The 19,776-nt window shown below is 68.4% G+C and carries 24 protein-coding genes and 1 pseudogene; 13 read left to right on the top strand and 12 right to left on the bottom strand.

Translation table 11 applies throughout. The features are described 5' to 3' along the window. The first annotated feature begins 40 nt into the window (after positions 1-40). The 3 genes from DEQ67_RS05725 to cysS all read left to right on the top strand — a co-directional run bounded on the left by DEQ67_RS05725 (position 41) and on the right by cysS (position 3,981). Complete coding sequence (locus DEQ67_RS05725) at positions 41-535, top strand: DUF7523 family protein (RefSeq protein ID WP_115860109.1); 495 nt, start codon at positions 41-43, stop codon at positions 533-535. 66 nt (positions 536-601) lie between these two features. Continuing rightward, positions 602-2,380 (top strand): globin-coupled sensor protein, encoded by a 1,779-nt coding sequence (locus DEQ67_RS05720; RefSeq protein ID WP_115860111.1) that lies wholly within the window; start codon positions 602-604, stop codon positions 2,378-2,380. Positions 2,381-2,496: 116 nt separating this feature from the next. After that, positions 2,497-3,981, top strand: coding sequence for a cysteine--tRNA ligase (cysS, locus tag DEQ67_RS05715; RefSeq protein ID WP_115860113.1), 1,485 nt, complete (start codon positions 2,497-2,499; stop codon positions 3,979-3,981). A gap of 18 nt (positions 3,982-3,999) precedes the next feature. Here the strand turns inward: cysS and DEQ67_RS05710 are convergent, their stop codons facing one another. Next, positions 4,000-4,284 carry a DUF357 domain-containing protein gene (locus DEQ67_RS05710; RefSeq protein ID WP_004043813.1) on the bottom strand — a complete coding sequence of 95 codons (285 nt, stop codon included), beginning with the start codon at positions 4,282-4,284 and terminating at the stop codon, positions 4,000-4,002. Positions 4,285-4,425: 141 nt separating this feature from the next. Here DEQ67_RS05710 and DEQ67_RS05705 point away from each other — a divergent pair, with 141 nt between their 5' ends. Next, positions 4,426-5,475: an NAD(P)/FAD-dependent oxidoreductase gene (locus tag DEQ67_RS05705; protein WP_004043814.1), complete on the top strand. Its 1,050-nt coding sequence runs from the start codon at positions 4,426-4,428 to the stop codon at positions 5,473-5,475. 66 nt (positions 5,476-5,541) lie between these two features. Here DEQ67_RS05705 and DEQ67_RS05700 read toward each other — a convergent pair whose 3' ends face one another. The 3 genes from DEQ67_RS05700 to DEQ67_RS05690 all read right to left on the bottom strand — a co-directional run bounded on the left by DEQ67_RS05700 (position 5,542) and on the right by DEQ67_RS05690 (position 7,368). Beyond that, positions 5,542-5,727 (bottom strand): hypothetical protein, encoded by a 186-nt coding sequence (locus tag DEQ67_RS05700; protein ID WP_004043815.1) that lies wholly within the window; start codon positions 5,725-5,727, stop codon positions 5,542-5,544. A 79-nt stretch (positions 5,728-5,806) separates the two neighbouring features. After that, on the bottom strand, positions 5,807-7,015 hold the full coding sequence (locus DEQ67_RS05695; protein ID WP_004043816.1) for a TIGR04347 family pseudo-SAM/SPASM protein: 1,209 nt from the start codon (positions 7,013-7,015) through the stop codon (positions 5,807-5,809). Then, positions 7,012-7,368 (bottom strand): Htur_1727 family rSAM-partnered candidate RiPP, encoded by a 357-nt coding sequence (locus DEQ67_RS05690; protein WP_004043817.1) that lies wholly within the window; start codon positions 7,366-7,368, stop codon positions 7,012-7,014. Before DEQ67_RS05690 ends, DEQ67_RS05695 begins: the two co-directional genes overlap by 4 nt. Before the next feature lie 73 nt (positions 7,369-7,441). Between DEQ67_RS05690 and DEQ67_RS05685 the strand changes: the two genes are divergently transcribed. After that, the gene (locus DEQ67_RS05685; RefSeq protein ID WP_115802428.1) at positions 7,442-7,963 is read left to right on the top strand and encodes a halocyanin domain-containing protein; all 522 of its coding nucleotides are present in this window, start codon (positions 7,442-7,444) and stop codon (positions 7,961-7,963) included. A gap of 33 nt (positions 7,964-7,996) precedes the next feature. Here DEQ67_RS05685 and DEQ67_RS05680 read toward each other — a convergent pair whose 3' ends face one another. Both DEQ67_RS05680 and DEQ67_RS05675 read right to left on the bottom strand, forming a co-directional pair. Beyond that, complete coding sequence (locus DEQ67_RS05680) at positions 7,997-8,131, bottom strand: DUF7560 family zinc ribbon protein (RefSeq protein ID WP_004043819.1); 135 nt, start codon at positions 8,129-8,131, stop codon at positions 7,997-7,999. 94 nt (positions 8,132-8,225) lie between these two features. Continuing rightward, entirely contained in the window at positions 8,226-8,867 is a 642-nt protein-coding gene (locus DEQ67_RS05675) for a helix-turn-helix domain-containing protein (RefSeq protein ID WP_004063904.1), read from the bottom strand. A gap of 185 nt (positions 8,868-9,052) precedes the next feature. On the opposite strand from DEQ67_RS05675, the gene DEQ67_RS05670 reads away from it, so the two are divergent. Both DEQ67_RS05670 and DEQ67_RS05665 read left to right on the top strand, forming a co-directional pair. Next, complete coding sequence (locus DEQ67_RS05670) at positions 9,053-9,400, top strand: winged helix-turn-helix domain-containing protein (RefSeq protein WP_004063905.1); 348 nt, start codon at positions 9,053-9,055, stop codon at positions 9,398-9,400. Then, complete coding sequence (locus tag DEQ67_RS05665; RefSeq protein ID WP_008605723.1) at positions 9,400-9,600, top strand: DUF7511 domain-containing protein; 201 nt, start codon at positions 9,400-9,402, stop codon at positions 9,598-9,600. The genes DEQ67_RS05670 and DEQ67_RS05665 overlap by 1 nt, the downstream gene beginning before the upstream one ends. Before the next feature lie 26 nt (positions 9,601-9,626). Here the strand turns inward: DEQ67_RS05665 and DEQ67_RS05660 are convergent, their stop codons facing one another. From DEQ67_RS05660 to btuC, 4 genes and pseudogenes are all read right to left on the bottom strand, one after another. Beyond that, positions 9,627-10,325, bottom strand: coding sequence for an RNA ligase partner protein (locus DEQ67_RS05660; RefSeq protein WP_115891300.1), 699 nt, complete (start codon positions 10,323-10,325; stop codon positions 9,627-9,629). An 86-nt stretch (positions 10,326-10,411) separates the two neighbouring features. Next, a complete protein-coding gene (gene cetZ3 / locus DEQ67_RS05655; RefSeq protein ID WP_004063908.1) occupies positions 10,412-11,581 on the bottom strand; it encodes a tubulin-like protein CetZ3 in 1,170 nt (389 codons plus the stop codon). An 84-nt stretch (positions 11,582-11,665) separates the two neighbouring features. After that, a pseudogene (locus tag DEQ67_RS05650) lies at positions 11,666-12,940 on the bottom strand (ATP-binding cassette domain-containing protein); the annotation flags it as partial. A 152-nt stretch (positions 12,941-13,092) separates the two neighbouring features. After that, positions 13,093-14,187, bottom strand: a complete 1,095-nt coding sequence (gene btuC / locus DEQ67_RS05645; protein ID WP_115802425.1) for a vitamin B12 ABC transporter permease BtuC — start codon at positions 14,185-14,187, stop codon at positions 13,093-13,095. Between the two features lie 60 nt (positions 14,188-14,247). Here btuC and DEQ67_RS05640 point away from each other — a divergent pair, with 60 nt between their 5' ends. The 4 genes from DEQ67_RS05640 to DEQ67_RS05625 all read left to right on the top strand — a co-directional run bounded on the left by DEQ67_RS05640 (position 14,248) and on the right by DEQ67_RS05625 (position 17,062). Then, positions 14,248-15,408: a PGF-CTERM-anchored ABC transporter substrate-binding protein gene (locus DEQ67_RS05640; protein WP_115802424.1), complete on the top strand. Its 1,161-nt coding sequence runs from the start codon at positions 14,248-14,250 to the stop codon at positions 15,406-15,408. Positions 15,409-15,503: 95 nt separating this feature from the next. Continuing rightward, a complete protein-coding gene (srp19, locus tag DEQ67_RS05635; protein ID WP_004043828.1) occupies positions 15,504-15,782 on the top strand; it encodes a signal recognition particle subunit SRP19 in 279 nt (92 codons plus the stop codon). Then, the gene (locus DEQ67_RS05630; protein ID WP_004043829.1) at positions 15,782-16,006 is read left to right on the top strand and encodes an H/ACA ribonucleoprotein complex subunit GAR1; all 225 of its coding nucleotides are present in this window, start codon (positions 15,782-15,784) and stop codon (positions 16,004-16,006) included. Before srp19 ends, DEQ67_RS05630 begins: the two co-directional genes overlap by 1 nt. Positions 16,007-16,054: 48 nt before the next feature. Then, complete coding sequence (locus DEQ67_RS05625; protein WP_115802423.1) at positions 16,055-17,062, top strand: presenilin family intramembrane aspartyl protease PSH; 1,008 nt, start codon at positions 16,055-16,057, stop codon at positions 17,060-17,062. A 118-nt stretch (positions 17,063-17,180) separates the two neighbouring features. Here DEQ67_RS05625 and DEQ67_RS05620 read toward each other — a convergent pair whose 3' ends face one another. Both DEQ67_RS05620 and DEQ67_RS05615 read right to left on the bottom strand, forming a co-directional pair. Further along, positions 17,181-17,765, bottom strand: a complete 585-nt coding sequence (locus tag DEQ67_RS05620; RefSeq protein WP_115802422.1) for a hypothetical protein — start codon at positions 17,763-17,765, stop codon at positions 17,181-17,183. 229 nt (positions 17,766-17,994) lie between these two features. Then, a complete protein-coding gene (locus tag DEQ67_RS05615; RefSeq protein ID WP_004063920.1) occupies positions 17,995-18,474 on the bottom strand; it encodes a PUA domain-containing protein in 480 nt (159 codons plus the stop codon). A gap of 119 nt (positions 18,475-18,593) precedes the next feature. On the opposite strand from DEQ67_RS05615, the gene DEQ67_RS05610 reads away from it, so the two are divergent. Together DEQ67_RS05610 and DEQ67_RS05605 are read left to right on the top strand one after the other, a co-directional pair. After that, positions 18,594-18,761: a hypothetical protein gene (locus DEQ67_RS05610; RefSeq protein WP_013035237.1), complete on the top strand. Its 168-nt coding sequence runs from the start codon at positions 18,594-18,596 to the stop codon at positions 18,759-18,761. Between the two features lie 87 nt (positions 18,762-18,848). Further along, complete coding sequence (locus tag DEQ67_RS05605) at positions 18,849-19,769, top strand: hypothetical protein (RefSeq protein WP_115802421.1); 921 nt, start codon at positions 18,849-18,851, stop codon at positions 19,767-19,769. Positions 19,770-19,776 lie beyond the last annotated feature (7 nt).

Below are 19,776 nucleotides of genomic sequence, written 5' to 3'. Positions count from 1 at the left end.
GAGCGGCGCTTTTTTGCGCGCGCCCGACCACGGCTGAGGCATGTCCCTCGCCGCCGACGCGCGCGACGCAGTCCGCGAACGACCGTACCTCCTCGCCGCGCTCCGCGCGGGCGTCGTCAACTACGCCGCCGCCGCGGCCGAACTCGACCTCGGCGACGACGAGGCGGTCGCGGCCGCGCTCCGCCGGTTCGCCGCCGACCTCCCGTCGCTGGAAGCCGACCCCCGAGACGCGTCCGTGACGATGCGGAGCGGCGTCGGCCTCGTCGGCGAGGACGTCGAGGAGACCGACGACGACCCCGTGCTCTCGGTCGCCGGCGTCGACCTCGCAAGCGGCGGCCCGCTCACGGCTATCATCGCTGAGGGCGAGGTGGACCCCGCCGTCCTCGCCGCCGTCCTCTCCCGGCTCGACGCCGAGTCCGTCGTCGTCGACGCCGCGGGCGTCGCGGGCGACGCGCTCGCCGTGGTCGTGCCGCGCCGACAGGGGGCCGCCGCCCTCCGCGTCGTCGAAGCGGCCGTCAGCGATTTATACGTCTGATTCCCGGATATCAACCGTGATAGCCGACGGCCGGCGCTTATTACCTCGGAGTCGGTGAGTTCCTCAATGGTTTCGCCCAGCCCTCGCGACGACGCCGGCAACATCTCGCTTTCATCCACGGAACTCCTCGCCGAACTCGACCTCGACGGCGACGAGTTGGGCTGGCGGCAGTCGTTCGTCGGCTTCGACGACGAGGACGCCGCGCGTCTCGCGGACCTCCGAGCTGTCGTCGAGGCCCGCGACGAGGCGCTCGTCGACGGCTTCGTCGAGCCGATTCTCGCCAACGAGCGGACGACGGACGTCATCGACCGCTCGAAGACAGACGTCGACGGCCTCCGCGCGGTCGTCTCCGGCTACTACCGCTCGTTCACCGACGGGAACTACGACCAGAACCACTACGCGGCGCGCACCCGAATCGGCCTGCTCCACGACAAACTCGACATGCCGCTGCACTACTTCGGCGGGATGTTCGCCAACGTCACCGGCATCTTCGCGGACGAACTCCGCGGGCGCGCCGTCGCCGACGCCACCGAGTCGCTGTCGGGCGAGGACGCTGACCGCGTCGAAGACGCCGTCGACGAGGCGTTCGCGGACATGATGGCGGTCGTCCGCGGGCTCAACCTCGACCGACAGGTCGTCAACGCCACCTACCTCTACTCGTACTCGCTGGACGTCCGCGAGGAGGTCCGCCGGGCCAGAGAGAGCCGCGGGGACCTGGAGTCGGTCGCGTCCCAACTTCACGAGGAGACCGCGGGCACGAGCCAGAGCATCGCGGAAATCGAGGGGTTGGCGGCCCGGCAGGCCGACATGACCGAGGAAATCGCCGCCGAGCTGTCGAACCTCAGCGCGACCGTCGAGGAGGTCGCGGCCACCGCCGACGACGTGTCTTCCCGAAGCGACGAGGCCACCACGCGGGCCGAGGAGGGCCGCGCCGAGGCCGGCGAGGCAATCGACGCGATGCGGCAGGTCGGTGACGACCGCGACGAGATAACCGTGAACGTCGAGGCGCTCGTGGCCGCCATCGACGAGATTCAGGACATCGTCGAGGTCATCGACGAGGTGGCCGACCGGACGAACCTGCTCGCGCTCAACGCCTCCATCGAGGCCGCTCGCGCCGGCGAGGCCGGTTCCGGCTTCGCCGTCGTCGCGGACGAGGTGAAGTCGCTCGCGAACGAGTCGAAGTCGCAGGCCGAGCGCATCGGCCAGATGATAGAGGACGTGACAGACCACATCGAGGACACCGCCGAGGCGCTGTCGTCGGCCGACGAGAACATCGACCACGGCATCGAGCGGGTCGAATCGACCGTCGAGAGCCTCGACGAGATAACCGACTCGGTCGCCGACGTGACCGACGGCATCGACGAGGTGGCGCGGGCGACCGACGAGCAGGCGACGCTCACCTCCGACATCGCCACCTTCGTCGACGACGCGGCGACGCAGGTCGACGAGGTGACAGCGGAGATAGACCGCATCTCCGAGAGCGTCTCCGAGCAGGCCGAACAGGCCGCCGACCTCGACACGGCCGTCGAGGAGTTGGACCGCGAGGCCGACCTCGAATCGTTCCGCCGGCGCGCCGAGACGACGACCGACGGCGGCGTCGCCACCAGAGGCGGCCACTACGCGCTCGCGTCGGCGGCGAACGCCGACCGCGCGGTCAGCAGAGAGATGGGAGCGACGGGCCCGGCGGGCGACCGAGTCGGCGGCGCGGCGTCCACCCCGACCGGCGACGATGCGACCGCCGACCCGACCGACCGGATTCCGGCGTTCGTCAAGCGACTGCTCTCGGAGGAGACGCTGGCGAAGATTCGCCGCGGCGAGGCCGACCGCCCGGAGTGGACGAAGTAACCGCTGCGATGAGGTGACGGCGGCGCGGCGGTCGCCTCGGCGGGCGACCGCGTATCGACGCCGACCCGGCCGCGCTTCCGACGGGTTGAAAGTGGTCCCGGAAGTAGCCGAGTGTGATGACCCTGTCCGTGACCAACACCCTGACGGGAGAGCGCGAGGAGTTCGAGTCGCACGGCGACGAAGTGTTGCTCTACGTCTGTGGACTGACGGTCTCGGACCACGCGCACCTCGGCCACGCCCGCCTGTGGATGCACGCCGACCTGATGCACCGCTGGCTGGACTACGAGGGTTACGACGTGCGCCACGTCGAGAACTTCACCGACGTGAACGAGAAGATAGCCGCCCGCATCGGCGAGGACGACCTCGGAGACGACGAGGCGGGCGTCGCCGAGCACTTCGTCGGCGACGTGATTCGCGACATGCGCGGGCTGAACCTGAAGCGCGCCGAGGTCTACCCGCGCGTCTCCGAGCACATCCCCGAGATTATCGACCTCGTGCAGACGCTCGTCGACCGCGGCCACGCTTACGAGTCCAACGGCTCCGTCTACTTCGACGTGTCCACGTTCGACGACTACGGGAAGCTCTCGAACCAGAAGCTCGAAGAGCTGGAGTCGCGGGCGACGAAAGACGAGCGCTCCGAGAAGCGCAACCCGACCGACTTCGCGCTCTGGAAGGCCGGCGCGGTCGACCCCAAGACGGCCGCCGAACACCGCGACCCCGACCTCGACCCGCTCCACGAACCCTGCGGCCAGACGTGGGAGTCGCCGTGGGGTGAGGGCCGCCCCGGCTGGCACATCGAGTGCTCCGCGATGTCGATGACGCACCTCGGAGACACCCTCGACATCCACGTCGGCGGCCGCGACCTCGTGTTCCCGCACCACGAAAACGAAATCGCCCAGTCTGAGGCGGCGACCGGCCAGCAGTTCGCCCGCTACTGGCTCCACGTCGGCCTGCTCCAGACGGAGGGCGACAAGATGAGTTCGAGCCTCGGCAACTTCTTCACCGTCGGCGACGCCCTCGACGAGTTCGGCGCGGACGTGATTCGGACGTTCTACCTCTCGACGGCCTACGGCTCCGAGCAGACGTACTCCGCCGAGACCATCGCCGAGGCCGAAGAGCGCTGGGAGCGCCTCGAACGCGCCTACGAGGCCGCCGTCGACGCGGTCGACAGCCCCGACGCCCGGACGAAAGTCGAGGCGACCGACCTCCGCGACACCGTGACCGAGACCCGCGAGAACTTCCGCGAGGCGATGAACGACGACTTCAACGTCCGCGAGGCGATGGCCGAACTGCTCGGCCTCGCCGGCGCGGTCAACCGCCACGTCGCCGACGCCGACGAGTACGACTACCGCGCGCTCCGCCGGGCCGTCGAGGCGTTCGAGGACCTCGGCGGCGAGGTGTTCGGCCTCTCGTTCGGTGACGCGGGCGAGGGCGGCGACGTGTCGGTCGCGGAGGACCTCGTCCAACTCGTCTTGGACGTGCGCGAGGCCGAGCGCGAGGCCGGCAACTACGAGCGCGCCGACGACCTGCGCGACGACCTGACGGCGCTCGGCGTCGACGTCGAAGACGGCCCCGACGGCGCGACGTTCCGGTTCGAGTAATCCTCCCGGCTCCCCGGCTCACATCGTAAACAGGTGCGAGTCGTCCGGAATATCGAACAGCCCCATTCTGACGCCCGCATCCAGCCAGCCGTAGCCGTACGAAAAGGACGCCAGCGCGTTCACCCAGTCGTCGTCGGCTTTGAAGTGCCGGCCGTCGTCGAGGTAGGACTCGGCCATCTCCAGACAGTCGGCGGCGGCGGCGCCGAGGTGCGTCTCGTCGGGGACGGCCTGCACCGCCTCGTCGAGCGCGTCGGCGAGCATTCCCTCGTAGCGGTTCGTCTTCTCCTGTAAGTCGGCGGCCATGCGGAGTCGTGCGTCCGCGACGGATACCGGTCTTTCGCTCCGCGCGCCGCGAGAGCCGTGGCATGCGTTGTCGTGTCGGTGGTGTAGCGCGCCTCGCAATACAGCGAAACCTTAAGACGCCGGTGTAGCGAACTATCGGCTATGACAGAGGACGCCGATTCGTTCGTGGAACACAGGAAACTCATCATCGCCGGCTCGGGTATCTCCGGGCTCTCGTCTGCCATCTACGCGGCCCGCTCCAACAACGAGCCGCTGGTGCTGGAGGGCGACGAACCGGGCGGACAGCTCACGCTCACGACCGAGGTCGACAACTACCCCGGCTTCCCCGAGGGCATCTCCGGCCCGGAGCTCATCAACAACATGAAAGAGCAGGCCGAGCGCTTCGGCACGGAGATTCGCCACGGCATCATCGAGGACGTGGACGCCTCGGAACGCCCGTTCACGGTCACGCTCAAGAACGGCGACGTGTACACCGCCGACGCCCTCATCGCGGCGTCGGGCGCGTCGGCCCGCACCCTCGGCATCCCCGGCGAGGAGAACCTGATGGGCTACGGGCTGTCGACGTGTGCGACCTGCGACGGCGCGTTCTTCCGCGACGAGAAAATCATGGTCATCGGCGGGGGCGACGCCGCCGTCGAGGAGGCCAACTTCCTCACCAAGTTCGCCTCGACGGTGTACCTCGTCCACCGCCGCGAGGAGTTCCGCGCCGAGGACTACTGGGTCGACCGCCTGATGGAGAAGGTCGACGAGGGCGAAATCGAACTCATGCTCAACACCGAGGCGACCGAGCTGCACGGCTCGCCCGAGGAGGGCGTCGACCACGTGACGCTCGTCCGCAACCCCGAGGGCCACCCGAGCGACAAGCTCGACGACCCCGAGACCGAGGAGTTCGACTTCGACGTGGGCGCGGTGTTCTACGCCATCGGCCACACGCCGAACGCCGACTACCTCGACGGCACGGGCGTCCAGCGCGACGACGACGGCTACATCGTCGCTAAAGGCGGCTCCGGCGGCGGCCAGACCGCGACCGACGTGCCCGGCATCTTCGCCGCTGGCGACGTGGTCGACTACCACTACCAGCAGGCCGCGACCGCCGGCGGCATGGGCGTGAAGGCCGCCCTCGACGCCGACGACTACCTCGAAGAGCTCGAACGCGAGGAGAAGCAGGCGGCCGCGGGCGCGGCCGAATAGGCGGTCTCGCGCGCTCGCGCTCGGCGTTCGTCTCTCGGGTTTCTCTCGACTTTCGTTCGGTGCGCCCTACGTCAAAGACCGCAACAGCCACGCGAGAACGAAGCTAATCGCCACGAAAATCAGGTAGACGCCGGGCGAAAAGCGCGCGTCCACGACGCCGACCGCGTCCGCGACAGCCACGGCGAAGATGACGAGACCGACGCCGACGAGCCCGTTCCCGAGGATGTTCGGAACTCCCCGTTTGGTTTCCATAGCCGCGGTTGGAGTCGACGAAAAATAAGCGTACGGAGCGTTCCCAGCGGGTGAAAGGAGACGGCGGGGTCGGCGGCGCTCAGTCGGCCGCGCCCGGACTCGCGTCGGCACCCGCGCCGCGCTCGTCGGGCGTCAGGTAACACTGCGGGTCGGGCCCGAACAGTTCGCCCGTCGCCGCGAGCGACCGAAGCCGCGAGGAGCCGCGACACACGTCCTGATACTGGCAGGTCGCGCACTTGCCGGTGAGGTGTTCTTCCCGCTCGCGGAGTTTGGCGAGAAGCGGGTTCGACTCGTCGTCCCAGATGTCACCGAACGGGCGGTCCCGGACGTTGCCGAGGCTGTACCCCTGCCAGAACTGCGTGAGGTGCACGTCGCCGCGGTAGTCCACGTCGGCGACGCGCTCGCCGGTCGGGTCGCCGCCGTTGACGCGGAGATACCGGTGAATCCGCTCGGCGTGGTCGCGTCCGAGCTCCTCCTCGGCGTACTCGACCACGTAGGCGGAATCGGCGTAGTTGCCGACCAAGAGCGTCTCTATCTCCTCGCCCTCGGCGTGGTACTCGCGGGTCATGTCGAACAGCCGGCGGACGGCGCGGCGCTGGGCCTCGTCGTCGAGGTCGGCGTCGGCGATGTCGCCGCCGCGGCCGCCGTAGTCGAGGTGGTAGAAACAGAAGCGGTCGACGCCCACGTCGTACAGCAGGTCCACCACGTCCTCCATGTCGGCGGCGTTGTGCTCGGTGATGGTGTACCGGAGGCCGGTCTTGAGCCCCACCGAGAGGCAGTTTTCGATGCCGCGGACGGCGGCGTCGAACGCGCCGTCTTTCCCGCGGAAGCGGTCGTTGCGTTCCTCCAAGCCGTCGACGGAGACGCCGGCGTACGAGAGGCCGGCGTCGCGGAGCGCCCGGGCTTTCTCCTCGGTGATGAGCGTCCCGTTGGTCGAAAGCACCGCCCGGATGCCGGCGTCGGTCGCGTAGTCGACGAGTTCGACGAGGTCCTCGCGGACGAGCGGTTCGCCCCCCGAAAACAGGAGCACCGGCACGTCGTAGGCCGCGAGGTCGTCGATGAGCCCCTTCGCCTCGGCGGTCGAGAGTTCCCCCTGCGCGGGGTCGAGGTCGGCCCCGGCGTAGCAGTGTTCGCAGTAGAGGTTACAGCGCCGCGTCGTGTTCCAGACGACGACCGGACGTTTCTGTTTCTCCTCGCGTATCTGCTCGATGTCGGCGTCGGGGTCGTCGTAGCGGAGACCGTCGCCCTCGGCTCCCTGCCCGCAGAGGAGCTTGCTGATGGAAATCACTCGGCGGACACCCCGTTTTCGGCACCGCGGGCGTCCCCCGCACCGTCGTGCTCCATCCCGCCGTGTTCCGTCCCGTCGGTCGACTCCTCGCCCTTCGCGGCGAGGTCGTTCCCGCCGAGTCGGAGGAACTCGTCGGCCGGCGCGAGCCAGAGGTCCGCGTCGCCGCCGCCGAACAGCGTCCGCGCCTGCTCGGTCGCGAGGTCCTCGGAGGGCGCGCTCACGCTGCCGACGTGGCGCATCGGCTCGGTCGGCACGTCGCGGTAGAACACTTCCCACTGGCGGCTGCCGTCGATTCGCGGTCGTCGCCTCGGGTCGTCGTCGTCCATGCCGTCGCCTTCGGGCGGGACGGTCACGCCCGTTTCGCCCGTTTTCAGCGCGTGGGAATCGAAGCTTTCGACTTGTTCGGCCGCTCACTAGAGCCAGCTAATGACGCAACGGGTTTCCCGGCGGTCGGTTCTCCGCGCAACGGCGGCTTCGACAGGTATCGCGCTGCTTGCGGGCTGTTCGAGTTCGTCCGGCGACGGCTCCGGCGGCGCGGGCGACGGGGACGGAGCCGGCGGCGACACGTCCGGCGGGGACGACACGGCCGACCACGAGATGCGGGACTTCGGCGGCTGGTTCGACCGGACGCAAAACTACGACGGCGTCCACGACCTGACGGAACAGGACAGCGTGACGGTCGCGGTCGGCGCGGCAGGCAACGGCGGCGGCTACGCGTTCGCCCCCGCCGCGGTGCAGGTCTCGCCGGGAACGACGGTCGTCTGGGAGTGGACCGGAAACGGCGGGACGCACAACGTCGTCAACCGCGAAGACGGCCTGTTCGAGTCGGAACTCACCGTCTCCGAGGGCCACACCTTCGAGTACACGTTCGAGGAGTCCGGCGAGTACAAGTACGTCTGCGTCCCCCACGAGACGCTCGGCATGGTCGGCGTCGTCGTCGTCGAGTAAGCGTAAGCGGCCGCGGCGTTGGCGGCGTCGGCGTCACGCTGACTTCGCGGCGTCGTTCAGCGGCGCGGTACAGAGGACGCAGCCGGTCTCCCGGAGCGTCCGCATCATCGGCTCGTTGACCCGGTAGCGCTCGCCGCACTCGGGACAGGTCACGTCGAACTCGCGCATCGTTGCTCACCGGCTAGTGGTACGCCGCGGGGCCCCGAGGTGGCGCACCCTGCATTCACGGGGGACTGATACCCCGGCGACACGTCTCATCCCGTCACTCCTGGAGAATGGCACCCATGAGCTTCTTCTGCGCCATGGCGAGGTGCTCGGAGAACGTCGAGGTCGTGATGCCGAGTTCGGCCGCGACCTCGCCTTTGTTCGCGCGCCGCGGGTGGTCGAAGTAGCCCATCTCGTGGGCCGTCTCCAGCACCTCGCGCTGGCGGTCGGTGAGCTGGCCGCGCTCGACCAACACGAGGTCCCGCGACTCGTCGGTCGACGACTGGAGCAGCCGGCGCACGTCCACCGACCCCGACGACTCTCGGAGGGCGGCGACCACGTCGCGGAGCGTCTCCACGTCCGGCGCGTGGAACGTCAGAAACAGCGCGCCGTCGCGCGTCTGCACGTCCACGACCGGACAGTCGAACGCCTCGACGCGCTCGCAGGGACAGCCGACGCCGCCCTCGCGGTCGAACCGATAGACGCTGCCGTCGCCGTACTCGAACAGCCGTTCCATCTCCTCGGGAACCTCGTCGTCGTCGTCGAAGACGAACTCCTCGACGACCGACCCGCGCTCGTTGGGAGCCATGCTCCGCGAGAGCGCGTAGCCCGAGGTGTCGCCCTCGGAGACCGTCGCGACGGGACAGCCGTCCGGTCCCGTCACCTTCAACTCCGCTCTGATGCCCGCTGCGCTCGTCATAAGAGTACGAAGTCGCCCCAGCCCCTGATATAAACACCCCCGATACACCGGGCCTTTATATCGTGGTTCGTGTCACCGACGCCACCGTCGACAGGCGGGCTGCGGCCGGTCGGTGGGGGCTATAAAGCGCCCCGCATATTCGGGGTGCTCTTCGACGGACGACGCGGCCGAACGTACGAGTGAGCATGCAGACCGGCCTCAGACGCACGCCGACCGGACCGAAGCCCGCCGAGTTGGAGGCGGAACAGGTGCTGGAAGCGCTCTCGGACCGCGCGTGCCGGCAGATTCTCACGACCCTGCAAGGCGCGACCGAGCCGATGACCGCACAGGACCTCTCGGAGGCGTGCGACGTGCCGCTGTCGACGACCTACCGGAAGGTCGAACAGCTCTCGGAGGCGGCGTTGCTCGACGAGACGCTCCAACTGCGGGCGAACGGGACGCATACCCACCAGTACCGGTCGAACGTCGAGTCGGTCACGGTCTCGCTGAACGACGACCGGGGACTCGAAGTCGCCCTCGGCGGGGACCGCTGATGGGCTCGGAGCCGGTACACCCGCCGGAGTCGGGGAACGAAAACCACACTCGCCCGCGGCTCGCGTCTCGGCTGACCACCCATCCCGACGGGCGCGAGGAGTGCACGATTTACCCGGCCGATGCGACGCCCGAGACCCAACTGACGCGGTGGATTTCGGCGTTCGAGGGGAGCTTCGTCGACCTCGATGCGATGGAGTAGGCGTCGGGGTGAGAGCGACCGGAGGGTTACAGTCGGTCGGGGTTGACGCCGTCGTCGCCCTTGGTCCACGGGCGCGGGCTGTCGAGCGCCACGAGGTACTCTTCTAAGAGGGTCGGAAACGCCCGCCCGCGGAGGTTCCGCAGGCCGAAGTCGGCGGCCCAACTGATGATGCCGGTGTCTTCGGTGACGACGCCGGCGTTCAGTTCGCGCGCGAGGATGAGGAGGTCGAAGTCCTCCCGAGAGTCGAGAACCCCCTGTCTGAGCGCGCCGCGGTAGTCCTCGCGGAGGTCGGAGATGACCTTGTCAACGTCGGAGAGCTTCGACCCGCCGTTGGAGCGCTGTTTCGACTCCTCGGCCTTACGGACGGCCTTCTCGGAGACGCGGAGGCCGCGGTTGACCCGGTCGGACATCTCGTCGATGAAGCGGTAGACGACTTCGGCGGGGATGTACACCTCGTAGCGGTCGGGGTGTTTCTTGATGACCCACGTGTCGAGTTTGCCGAGCACGTCCTCCGAGACGCCGCGCTCGCGGAGGATGTGTTCCAACTCCGCGGCGATAGACGGCGGCATGTAACACGAGATGTTCAGGTCCAGTCGCGCGGCGGCGATGGTGTCGAGGAGCCGTTCGATGCCCTCCTCGAACGTCTCGTCGTCGTCTCGAATCTCCTCGGAGAGAAACAGCGAGGTGTCGAGCACGAAGCGTTGTTTCAGCGGGTACTCGGCCATCGTTCGTCAGTTGGTACCGCGGCACTATGACCCTTCCCCGCGGTCGAGGGTGAGCGGTGCCGGTGAGAGAACCCGGACGAAGACGGTCAGAACAGCGGTTCGATGCGGTCGTCGCCGGTCGAGATGAGGTCGTCGAGCGACGCCGCGCTCGACTCGCGCTTGGCGAGCATATCGCGTTGGGTCTCGATGGCGACCGCCTGTAACTCCTTGACCCGCGGCACGTCGTAGACGCCCGACAGGAGCACGACCGCGGCGACGAAGTTCGAGTCGATGGGGTAGTCGCCGCCGCGAATCTCCATCGTCCCGGTCTCGTCTTCGAGCCACGTCCGCGCGCGCTCGATGCCGCGGCGCGACAGCACGTCCGACGGGCCGGCGACGACGACGAGGCCGCGTTCCGCGCCGGAAATCTCGCAGGGCAGCGTGAGCCGCCCGAGCGCGGCGCGGCGCACGAGGCTGGTGATTCGGTTCGTCGAATCGCCGCCGTCGTCGGCCTCGGCCTTCCCGCCGGAGAGCCGAGACAGGAGGCCGCGCTTCGGGCGGTCGAGTTCGACGGCGGCGTAGCCGATAGTCGAGACGCCGCCGCTCCCGAGCGTGTTGATTATCTCGGAGGCGTCCACGACGGACTCCGCCACCGCGCCGGAGCCGTCGCCCTCGCCGGCGCTGAACAGCACGCCGAGCCGGCGGGCGAGTTCGGCGTTGAGACTGCCGTAGCCGGCTTCGAGCGACTCGCCGGTCTTCCGCCAGGCGTCGTTGTCGAACACGATGAGGTTGTCGACCTCGCGGACGAACGTCTGGAAGGAGCGCGCGGCGTTGAGCGTGTAGATGCCGCCTTCGTCCCGCGCGGGGAGGATGCCGAGCCCGTAGACGGGTTCGGTGTAGATGTGCTTCAGTTCCCGCGCGATGACGGGCGCGCCGCCCGAGCCGGTGCCGCCGCCGAGGCCGGCGACGACGAGAAAGGCGTCTATCTCGTGGACCGGGAGGTCGTCAATCATCGAGAGCACCTCGCCGACGTCCTCCGCGATGACTTCCGCGCCGAGTTCGTTGTCCGCGCCGACGCCGTGGCCCTTCACGCGCGTCAGGCCGACGAGCACCTGCCGCGACTCGGGGACGGTTCGGAGTCCCCGAAGGTCCGCGCGGGCCGAGTTGACCGCGATTGCGTCGACGACGAACCCCGTCTTCGTCCGTCGCTCGTAGTCGACGAGGGCGTCGACGACTTTGCCGCCTGCCTGTCCGATACCGATGAGTGCGAGTTTCATGTCCGTCTTCCTCTCAGAAATCCGACCGACTAGACGCGCGCTCAGATATTGAATATGCTGTGCGTAGGGCCGCGCAACGACAGTTTAACTGGAAAATAAGTCCGACACTCTGTCGTCGCTGACAGCGTCGGCGTCGGTCGATTCGGCGTCGGTCGCGCCGGACTCGTCGGCGGTCGCTCCCGTCTCGCCGCCGGCAGCGTCGGCCGCGCCGTCGTCGCGCGCTGCGAACGCGTCGCAGGCGAGTTCACCGACGGCCGACAGGAGGTCGCCCGGTTCGACGACGCGGCCGCGCTCCCGCAGGCGCTCGTAGACCGCGAAGCCGTCGTCGCCGGCGTAGTTCCGCTCCGAGAACGGTCGCTGTTCGACGAGGACGAGCCGGTCGGCCTCGGCCGCCGCGTCGAGGTTGGCGAGGTTCCCGTCTCCGACCTCCACGTCGGCGACGACGGTCACGTCGGCGGCGTCGACTCGGGATTCGACCGCGGCCCGCGCCGCGTCGTCGACCGGCGAGTACGGCGGCACGGTCACGAGGTCCGCGCCGACCCGGCGGGCCGCCTCGGCGTCGGTGTCGCCCTCGTTGAGCGCGCCGGCGGACAGCGCGTAGCCGGCCGCCGACAGCAGGTGGAGCGCCCGCGCGCCGGTGCCGCCCCCGCCGACGACGTGGACCCGGCCGTTGGCGTCGTCCGACGACGGCGGGAGGGCGGTCACGTACACCGAACCGGTGACGGGATGCCGCGAGACGACCGCCTCGGCGTCGAACGCCTCGCGTAAGTTCCCCTCGGTGAGCACCGTCTCGGGGTCGCCCGCCGAGAGGACGCGCCCGCCCGACAGGAGCACGAGCGCGTCGCAGTAGTGGGCCGCGAGGTTGAGGTCGTGGATGGCCGCGACCGCGGTCGTCCCGTCGGCGACGAGGTCGGAGACGAGTTCGAGCGTGCGCACTTGGTGGTTGATGTCGAGGCTGGCGGTCGGTTCGTCGAGGAGCAGGACGGGCGTCTCCTGTGCAAGCGCGCGAGCGATGAGGACGCGCTGGCGCTCGCCGCCGCTGACTTCCGTGACGGGCCGGTCGGCGAGCGACTCGACGGCGGTCCGGCGCATGGCTGACTCGACGGCCTCGTCGTCGCGCTCGCGCCAGCCCTCGAAGCGCCCGCGGTGGGGCGTGCGGCCCATCCTGACGACCTCGCGGACGGGGAAGTCGAAGGTGACGCTCGTGGTCTGCGGGACCGTCGCCACGAGCCTGCTCGTCGCCTTCGACGACAGGGCGTGGACATCCTCCCCGACGACGCGGACCGCGCCCTCGTCGGGCGCGAGCGCGCCGTTGAGCGTCCGAAGCAACGTCGTCTTCCCCGCGCCGTTGGGGCCGATGAGTCCGACGAAGGTTCCGTCGCCGACGTCGACCGAGACGGAGTCGAGAATCCGGGTGTTTCCGAGCGAGAGCGAGACGCCGTCGAGCCGAATCGCCGGGTCGGCGTCGCTGAAGGGGCCGGACCCGGAGTCGGAGTTAGAGTCGGAATCGCTCACGGCGAGCGCACCTCCCGCGTGCGGAGCAGGTAGAGGAAGAAGGGCGCGCCCACGGCGGCGGTGACGACGCCGACCGGAATCTCCGCGCCGCCGGAGCGGGCGACGGTGTCGGTGGCGACGAGGAACGACGCGCCGGCCAGCGCCGACGCCGGGAGCAACACCCGGTGGTCGGGACCGACGAGGAGCCGAAGCATGTGGGGGACGACGAGGCCGACGAAGCCGATGACGCCGGAGACCGAGACGGCCGCGGCGGTGACGACGCTCGCGGTGGCGAGAAGCAGCTGTTTCGTCCGCTCGACTTCGATGCCGAGGGCGTGGGCGTCCTCCTCGCCGAGCAGCAGGACGTTCAGGTCGCGGGCGTGGACGACGAGGAGGAGAAACGGGAGCGGCAGGACGAGGGAGAGCATCCCGACCTCGCTCCACGTCGCGCCCGCGAGGTGGCCCATGAGCCAGAAGACGACCTGCCGGAGGCTTTCGCCGCTCTGGAGGAGGAGAAACGAGATAATCGCGCCGAGAAACGTCTGGATGGCGACGCCCGCGAGAAGCAGGGTCGCGACCGGGGTTCGGCCGTCCTCGCTGGCGAGCAGGTAGACGACGAACGCGGTGACGACGGCGCTGACGAAGGCCGCGCCCTCCAGCCCGAACGGAATCGAAAGCGACAGCACGATAGTCGCCACCGCGCCGACGGCGGCCCCGGAGGAGACGCCGACGATAGAGGGGTCGGCCATCGGATTGCGGAAAAAGCCCTGCATCACGGTTCCCGCCGCCGCGAGCGCGAAGCCGACGAGCGCCGCGAGAAGGATGCGAGGCAGGCGGACCGAGAGCACGATGATGCGGGCGGGTCTGGGGACGGCGAACTCGAACGGCGAGACGAACTCCAGCGTCGGCGTCGGAACCGACCCGACGACGGGGAGGGCCGTCGCGCCGCCGAGCGAGACGCCGACGGGGACGGACATCGCGTCCGCGAGGATGGCGGCGACGGTCCGCGGCGGGATGGTCACGGCCCCGATACCGGCGCTCACGACGACGACGAAAAACAGGAGCCCGGCGAGGCCGAGCGACCACGTGGTCGCCCGCGTTCGAACGCTCATTGGGCACAACCGCGCTTTCAGTAGGTAAATATTTATTGAACAGCCGCTGAGGCCACTACCGTGAACCGACAACTCGTCGTCGCCCTACTCGCGTTCGCGACCGTTCTCGCCGGGGTTCCGGCACCGGCCGCGGCCGCGGTAGGTCAGGCGGCACCGCAGCAGACCGCGGCCTGTACGTTCCCGGTGACCGTCACCGACGCGACGGGGACCGAGGTCACGATCACCGACGACCCGGAGCGGGTCGTCACGACCAACCCGAGCGCCGCCCAGACCATGTGGGAACTCGGCGCGCGCGACGAGGTCGTCGGCGTCTCGCAGTACGCCATGTACCTCGACGGCGCGGCCGACAAGGGGAACGTCTCCGGCTCCGGCGGCCTCAACGTCGAGGCGGTCATCGGCCTCGAACCCGACCTCGTGCTCGTGCCGAACTCCTCGTACAACGCCGAGCCCGACCGCATCGAACAGCTTCGGTCGGCGGACATCCCGGTCGTCGTCTTCGAGTCCGGCGAGTCGCTCGCCGCCGTCGCCGACAAGACCGAGCGCGTCGGCCGCATGACGGGCAACTGCGAGGCCGGCGTCGAGCGCGCCGCGGAGATGCGCGACTCGATGGCTAACATGGAGCAGGCCCTCGACGGCGCGGAGCGCCCGGTCGGCCTCAACTCCTTTTTCGGCTACTCCTCCGGGTCGGGCACGTTCATCTCCGACATCATGACGACCGCGGGGCTGCGCAACGGCGCGGCGGAGGCGAACCTCACCGGCTTCGCCCAGATTAACGAGGAGCTCGTCGTCGAGATGAACCCCGAGTACATCGTCGTCCCCGACCACGCGCCCGTGCCGAGCAGTCCGGCGTACAACAGCACGACGGCGATGCAGGAGGGCAACGTCATCGTCATCGAGGCGCACAAGCTCCAACAGCCCGCCCCGCGAGCCATCGAGGCGAGCGAGGCGATTCTCGAAGCGGTCCACCCCGACGCCTACGAGCGCTACCAGCAGCTCGAAACCGAGTCGGCGACGGCGTCGACCGAAAGCGCGACCGAGACGACCACGGCCGCGGACGCGACTGCAACTGACGCGACTGAAACCGAATCGGCCGAATCGACCGAAGCGACGACGACGACCGAGTCGTCGGACTCGACCACCGAGAGCGACGCGCCCGGGTTCGGCGTCGTCGCCGGCCTCGCCGCCATCGGCGCGGCGGTCCTGCTCGCGCGCCGCCGATAACCATACAGACACCCACGCCGGCTCCGTTTCTCCGCCGCACGCCTCGGCTCCGTGAGACCACAACCGTATTACCGTCGGGTGGCGGACACACGGGTATGGTCGAGAACGTCATCTACCCCGCCTACCTCGACGCCTCTCTCTCGCGCAGCGAGGGTCGGCGGGTCGCCCAGTCCGCGGCGGTCGAAGCGCCGACCGTCGACGAGATTGCGAAGGCCGTCCAGCAGGTCGGCTACGACGCCGTCATCGAACGGGACAAGCGATACTCCCGCGAGTTCGAAACCCGCGGGCGCGTCCTCGTGAACAACGCCGACGACGCCACGAAAAACGACATCGTGCAGGCGGTCGCCGCCTACGTCGGAATCCTCCGCGACTGATGCGGCGAATCGGCACGGTCTCCCGGACGGCGCAGGGCCTCGCCATCGTCCGCCTCGACGACGACGACACGCCGGACATCGGTACGATGGTCCTCGACGAGTCGCTGTCGACGGTGGGTCGCATCGTCGACGTGTTCGGCCCGGTCGACCGCCCCTACGTCGCGGTCACGGCCGACAGCGGCTCGCCCGCCCGCCTCGTCGGCAGCAAACTGTACGCTCGCTGACGACGCCAGAGCGCAACCCCCATACTCCTCGGGTGGGAACGCCCCTCTATGTCACGCCGCGCCTATCGAGGGGTCGCCCTCGCCGCCCTCATCTTCCTCGTCGTGCAGGTGGGTGCGCTCGCCCTCGTGCCGACGTTCTTCGAACAGGGGTACCAGACGGTCGAAGACCCCTCCGACCCGACGAACAGCCTCCTCTACATCGGCGCGATTATCGCCATGACCGCGTTCATGCTCGCGGCGTTCAAGTACGACCTCGACCAGCTCATCCGCCTCGTCATCGTCTTCACGAGCGGCCTGCTCGCGTGGTACGTCTTCGCCGCGCTCGTTCCCAGCGCGCTCGTCGCCGTCGGCCTCTCGGCGGCCGTCGCGCTCGCGCTGCTCGTCTACCCCGAGTGGTACGTCATCGACGCCGCTGGGGTACTCATGGGTGCGGGCGCGGCCGCCCTGTTCGGCATCAGCTTCGGCCTGTTGCCCGCCATCGTGCTCCTCTCGGTCCTCGCTATCTACGACGCCATCAGCGTCTACAAGACGAAACACATGCTCGACCTCGCGGAGGGCGTGATGGACCTCCGCATCCCGGTCGTGCTCGTCATCCCGACGACGCTGTCGTACTCGATTCTCGGCGACGAGTTCGCCAGCGACGCCAACGAGGTCAGCGACAGTGGGAACGAGACCGACGGGGGCGAACCGGCGGCCGCGGCGGCCGACGCGGAGGCTGACACCGCCGCCGACGACTCCGACCCCGGCGACCGCGACGCCTTCTTCATCGGTCTCGGCGACGCGGTCATGCCGACCGTGATGGTCGCCTCGGGCGCGTTCTTCTCCGAAGCCCCGTCGCTCGGTTTCGGCGCGCTCCCGGCGCTCAACCTCCCGGCGCTCCTCGCCATGGTCGGGACGTTCGCCGGGTTCAGCGGGCTGATGTGGGCCGTGATGAAGGGCCGGGCGCACGCCGGCCTGCCGCTTCTCAACGGCGGCGCAATCGGCGGCTACCTCGTCGGCTCGGTCGTCGCCGGGGTCCCGCTCGTCTCCGCGCTCGGACTCGCGCCGTACCTCTGAAAACCGACTCCGTCGAAGTTCTCTGCCGGTGATTGTTTGTTGCGGCTGTGCTGGATAGAGCGCGAGTCGGTCATGGGAACTTGCCGGGTTTCGGCCGTTCGAATCAGTAGACAGAGAGCTATTCTTCAATCGTGAGTGTATACCTCCACTCAAACTCTTCCCATGTCGTCTCCGCTCTAACTTTCGGCGCAAATGATTCGGTAAAGCGGTGTTTACCTGCGGGAAGACAGCTCATATCTTCGGGCCGATTGCTCACCCACTTGTCCATCGTGGCCTCCAATATCTCCTGCTCCGGATAATGCAGTACAGTATAATCGGTCTGAATGCACTCCCCCGCATCGAGTGACTGCCATCTAAGCACGTCAGGAAGAACGAAGTGAACAAGATTCGCCTGCCAGCAACCATCGACCGGGCGGTCCGGAATAATCTGTTCGTCTGTTCCGAAGGCGAGTTTCTGTACCTGACGGTCACTCGGAATGAGAACGAGCCATCCGTGGCCTTCACTCCAAATACTGGAGTACGGCTGGATTGAGCCGAAGCCAACTGTTTGCTCTTCAGAGGAAAGATTCTCAAACGAACCCCGAATCTGAGCAGGTGCATCGGATGAGAAATCGCGTAGCTTCTCCATACTGAGCTGGAAGGGTTTCTTGATGGGTTGGGGGCCTTCTGTAACCGTGATACGAGGGTAGCGCCCAGAAGCCATAGAGAATCACGACTCCCCAATCAGGTAACATTATTGAACCGATGTGGGCGAAATCAGTACGCTAAGACGGTAGTTGATACGGACCCCAATTGAACGAGAGGTTTAGAACGTTGTCTGTGGGTAGAGCCTCTTTGTCGTGCTGAACTCACCCTCTACGTCTCGCACGCCATCTCTCTCACCTCTCTAGAATCCCAACAGCGACGTATCGCCCGAGTTCCCCGACTTCACCTCACTCTTCGTCCGCGCCCTCGCGGACGCGAACCGCCATCCCCGCGTCGAAATCGAGCATCGCGTCCGCGGAGAGTTCCGCGCGACCGACGCCCAGCAGGTCGCCGTCGGGGCCGACGACGCACACCTCGTCGCCCGAGCGAACCGCCGGGTCGGCGTCGGTGACGAACTTGGCGAAGGCGTTCTTGCCGTCGCGGACGAACGGAACCGACTCGTCGCCGACGCGGACGACGTAGGCGTCGCCGTCGAGACTGTCGTAGAGGCGGCGACCGCCGGCGACGCCGAGGGTGAACCGGCCGTCGGTGCCGTAGGAAGTGACGCGGTCGCCCTCGACGTACACCTGTCGCGGGCGGCCGCTCCGCGAGCGGGAGAGTTCGATGTCCGCGTCGGCCGGGAACAGCGCGTCGCCCGCACCGGCCCCGAACTGGTAGTCGGCAACGACCCGGAGGTCGTCCAAATCGGTCGCGTGGCCTTCGGTCATACCCCGCCGTTCGCCCCGCCGGCTAAAGTGGGTCGCGGTCCCGGCCGACCGCGTGCGCCAAGCTACCACGCCCGTTCGAGACGAAAAGTCCTAAGTACGGGACTGACCGCCCTCAGAGTATGTCTGTGGACGTTCGACTCGCCGCCGTGGGAACCGTGCTGCTGCTCGCGAGCAGCGTGCTTCTCACGCAGACGGCGCTCGACTGGCGGCTCCCGACGGTGCTCGCCGCCATCGCGGCGCTCGGCGCGGTTGCGACCGTCGCTCGGCTGGCGACGCCGACGGCCTGATATCCCACTCGCGGGCCGGCCGCGCCCCGACCACGCCGGCGTCTCGACCCTCCCGTTTTACGTATTGTCGCATCGACAGGTCGAACTATGGCTGCGATTAGCTCCCTCCAGACCGCCCTCCGAGGCATCCGGTCGAACCCGGTGTTGTTCCTCGGCAGTCTCGCCTTGGGTCTCATCACGCTCCCGCAACTCGCCACGCAGTTGGCGCAGATACCGTTCGTTCCGACCATCCTCATGGCAGTGACGTTCTTCGTCACGCCGTTCGTCGCCGCCGGTCTCTACGGCATGGCCGACGAGGCGGTCGGCCGCGGGGGCAGTGGCTCGACCTCGCTGTCGACGCTCACGGCCGTCGGCCGCGAGAAGTACGTCTCGGTGCTCCTGGCGAACTTCGTCCAACTCGGCATCGTCCTCGCCTTCGGCATCGTGTTCGTCATCATCGTGGTCGCCGTGGCCGTCTCGCTCGGTCTCGGCGGTCTCGCAGCCAGCGGTGGCAACGTCTCCAATCTCGCCCTCGGCGGCGGCTTCCTGGTCGGCATCGCCGTCCTGGGCCTCCTCGGACTGGTGTATCTCGTCGTCAGCTTCCTCATTCAGTTCTACCCGGTCGCGGTCGTCGTCGGCGACAAGGGCCCCGTCGAGTCGTTCGGCGAGAGCTATCGGCTCGTCCGGCACAACGTCGTCCCCGCGCTCGGCTACTCCGTCATCCGGTTCGTGGTCGGTCTCGTCGTCAGCATCCCCGCCACGGGCGTCATCCTCTTTGTGTCGTTCCAGAGCGTCCAGCAGGTCCAGGACGCGGCGAACCCGGCGGTGGCGCAGGCCGGGGTCGGCTTCGCGCCGATGGAAATCGCCGCTATCGCCGTCCTCTCGATAGCGACGCAGACGATTCTCGCGGCGTTCCAGTACACCTACGCGGTCGCCTTCTTCGAGGCTCACGACGCGGGGACCGACGGACCGACCGGGACGGCCGGCCCCGACATCGACGGCGACGCGGCGATTCCGCAGTTCGAGTAGTCGGCGG

Origin of the sequence: Haloferax sp. Atlit-48N, assembly GCF_003383015.2 — an archaeon.
Lineage (GTDB): Archaea > Halobacteriota > Halobacteria > Halobacteriales > Haloferacaceae > Haloferax > Haloferax volcanii.
The sequence above is the reverse complement of the archived record's forward strand: the minus strand, read 5'-3'. Positions and strand labels throughout refer to the sequence as shown.